The organism is Globicatella sanguinis NBRC 15551, from assembly GCF_001552295.1.
GTDB classification, from domain to species: Bacteria; Bacillota; Bacilli; order Lactobacillales; family Aerococcaceae; genus Globicatella; species Globicatella sanguinis.
The window spans coordinates 1-3443 of the sequence record NZ_BCQX01000163.1 but is presented as its reverse complement, the minus strand read 5'-3'; the positions used below and the strand labels follow the sequence as shown (position 1 = coordinate 3443).

Genomic DNA, 3443 nt, shown 5'->3' with positions numbered 1-3443 from the left:
GGCTAAACTTTTCACAATCTAATTGTGATTAAGAGCACAATCTTTATGTAAGTAAAGGGAATAGTTTAAGAAAAACATTGTGAAATCACCTTATAAGAGTACCACGAATCGCTTCACAATAGGGAAAAAACGTCTAAAAATTTGATAGCGTTTTCATTATTTTGTTATCGTCATCGGCTTCTATCGAAAAGATTTTTATAAAAAATATGTGATTTTTTGCACAAAATCCTTGACATAACATTGTGAAAAATGTAATATGTAGTTGTAAAGAAGAAACACCTATTGAGGAGGATTTAAAAAATGGCAGAAGTTGTAGAAAAAAACAAACAGCAAATTGCTGAAGAGCATGTCGATGGATTAGTAAAAAAAGCAGTGGTGGCATTAGAAGAATTCCGTCTTTTAGATCAAGAGCAAGTTGATTATATTGTCGCAAAAGCATCTGTTGCTGCATTAGATCAACATGGTGTTTTAGCAAAACACGCTTATGATGAAACAGGACGTGGTGTCTTTGAAGATAAAGCAACTAAAAACTTATTTGCTTGCGAACACGTTGTTAACAATATGCGTCATACTAAAACAGTTGGAATTATCTCAGAAGATGATGTTACAGGATTAACTTTAGTTGCTGAACCAGTCGGAGTTGTTTGTGGAATTACACCTACAACTAACCCAACTTCAACTGCAATCTTTAAATCATTAATCTCATTAAAAACACGTAACCCAATTGTTTTTGCATTTCACCCAGCAGCTCAAGAATCATCTGCACATGCAGCGAAAATTGTTTACGAAGCAGCAGTAGCAGCAGGTGCTCCTGAAAACTGTATTCAATGGATTACTTTACCTTCAATGGAAGCAACCTCTGCTTTAATGAATCATCCAAGCGTTGCAACTATCTTAGCAACAGGTGGTAACGCAATGGTTAAAGCCGCTTACTCTTGTGGTAAACCAGCATTAGGGGTAGGTGCAGGTAACGTACCAGCTTATGTTGAAAAAACAGCTAATGTTAAACAAGCCGCTTATGATATTGTGATGAGTAAATCATTTGATAATGGAATGGTTTGTGCTTCTGAACAAGCAGCCATTATTGATAAAGAAATTTACGATGAATTCTGTGACGAAATGAAGTCTTATCATACTTACTTCGTTAATAAAGATGAAAAAGCTAAATTAGAAGAATTCTGTTTCGGAGCAAAAGCAAATAGTAAAAACTGTGCTGATGCTAAATTAAATGCTGATATCGTTGGTAAACCTGCTACTTGGATTGCAGAACAAGCTGGATTTACTGTTCCAGAAGGAACAAATATTTTAGCAGCAGAAGTTTCAGAAGTAGGGCCGAATGAACCTTTAACACGTGAAAAATTATCACCAGTGATTGCTATTCTAAAATCAGAAGATCAAGCAGATGGATTGAAGAAAGCTTGTCAAATGGTTGAGTTCAATGGTTTAGGACACTCAGCTGCTATCCATACTAATGATGAAGATTTAGTAAAAGAATTTGGACGTCAAGTTAAAGCAATTCGTGTTATTTGGAACTCACCTTCAACTTTTGGTGGTATTGGGGACGTTTATAATGCCTTCATTCCTTCATTAACTTTAGGATGTGGTTCTTATGGTGCCAACTCAGTTGGTGATAACGTTAGCGCAATCAATTTACTTAATATCAAAAAAGTGGGGAGACGTAGAAATAATATGCAATGGTTTAAAGTTCCTTCAAAAATCTATTTCGAACGTGATTCAATCCAATATTTACAAAAAATGCGTGATGTTGAAAAAGTATTTATTGTAACTGATGAAATGATGGTTAAATTAGGATTCTTACATAAGATTATCGAACAATTACATTTACGTCGTAATAAAGTGGTTTATCAAGTATTCTCTAACGTAGAACCAGATCCAGATATTTCAACTGTTCGTCGTGGTGCTGATCAAATGAAGAGCTTTGAACCTGATACAATTATTGCTTTAGGTGGGGGTTCTGTAATGGATGCTGCTAAAGTAATGTGGATGTTCTATGAGCAACCAGAAATCGACTTCCGTGACTTAGTACAAAAATTCATGGATATTCGTAAGCGTGCTTTCAAATTCCCTGAATTGGGTGAAAAAGCAAAATACGTTGGTATCCCAACAACATCTGGTACGGGTTCAGAAGTGACACCATTTGCGGTTATTTCAGACAAGAAAAATAATATGAAGTACCCATTAGCAGACTACTCATTAACACCAACTATTGCAATTATTGACCCTGCATTAGTAATGACAGTGCCAGATTTTGTAACAGCAGATACTGGTATGGACGTGTTAACGCATGCGATTGAAGCTTATACATCATTAATGGCGAATGATTATACTGATGGTTTAGCGTTACAAGCGATTAAGATTGTATTTGAATACTTAGAACGTTCTGTTAAAGAAGCAGACTTTGAATCTCGCGAGAAAATGCATAATGCTTCAACAATGGCTGGTATGGCATTTGCGAATGCATTCTTAGGAATTTCTCACTCAATGGCTCATAAGATTGGTGGATTCTTCCATACTGTCCATGGCCGTACAAATGCGATTCTATTACCATATGTTATTCGTTACAATGGTACTCGTCCTGCAAAACAAGGTAACTGGCCAAAATATAACTACTATAAAGCAGATGTTCGTTACCAAGATATTGCACGCTTATTAGGACTTAAAGCTGATACACCAGAAGAAGCAGTTGCTAGCTTAGCTCAAGCAGTTTATGACTTAGGTGAACGTTGTGGTATCGAAATGAGTATTAAAGCTCAAGGTGTTGACGAAAAAGAATACATGGCACGTGCAGAAGAAATTGCTTATCTTGCTTATGAAGATCAATGTACACCTGTAAACGCACGTTTAGCATTAGTAAGCGATATGAAAGAAATCATCGAAGATGCTTACTATGGATATAAAGAACGCCCAGGTCGTTTAAAATAATTTAGTTGATAGATAATAATAAGAGCTTTGTGCTGATGCAGAGCACAAAGAACTCTTATAACACGAAGCACAAAATAATTCGCTTCCTCTTCGTGTTAACTTCAATTGTGGACTAGTTTTTATGGGAGATAATATCTAGTCATTTAGTATCGGAATAGCCAATCGGCTATTCCGTTGTTTTTTTATTGGTAAAGAAAACTGGCCAAGTGTAGCATCGCTTGATTGGCCAATTATTAGTAAAAGGACGCTACAACTTTTAGTATGGACCCACAAGAAAAAGGTTATTAATTGTGTGGACCTACTAAATATTTAGTGAGGAAAATGAATATGGACAAGCGGCAAAAATTTTTCCTTTTTTTGCCCAATCTCTATTACTAAACAAAGCTATTTGAAGTATGTATAATAAGAAGTTTGCAAAGAGGCTGGGCATAAACTTAATAAATTTAGTTAAGATTATTGTTCATTAATTATTAGCGCAATGGTTGAGTGGTATCAAACTG

1 protein-coding gene is annotated in these 3443 nt (G+C 35.6%); it reads left to right on the top strand.

Going from position 1 to position 3443, the window contains the following annotated elements:
- Window positions 1-300: 300 nt before the first annotated feature.
- Window positions 301-2943, top strand: coding sequence for a bifunctional acetaldehyde-CoA/alcohol dehydrogenase (gene adhE / locus GSA01S_RS09660; protein WP_066127027.1), 2643 nt, complete (start codon window positions 301-303; stop codon window positions 2941-2943).
- The last annotated feature ends 500 nt before the right edge of the window (window positions 2944-3443 follow it).

Bases quoted from the DNA above. Each gene is read 5' to 3' on its own strand.
- adhE (WP_066127027.1), top strand. From the start codon at position 301: ATGGCAGAAGTTGTAGAAAAAAACAAACAGCAAATTGCTGAAGAGCAT.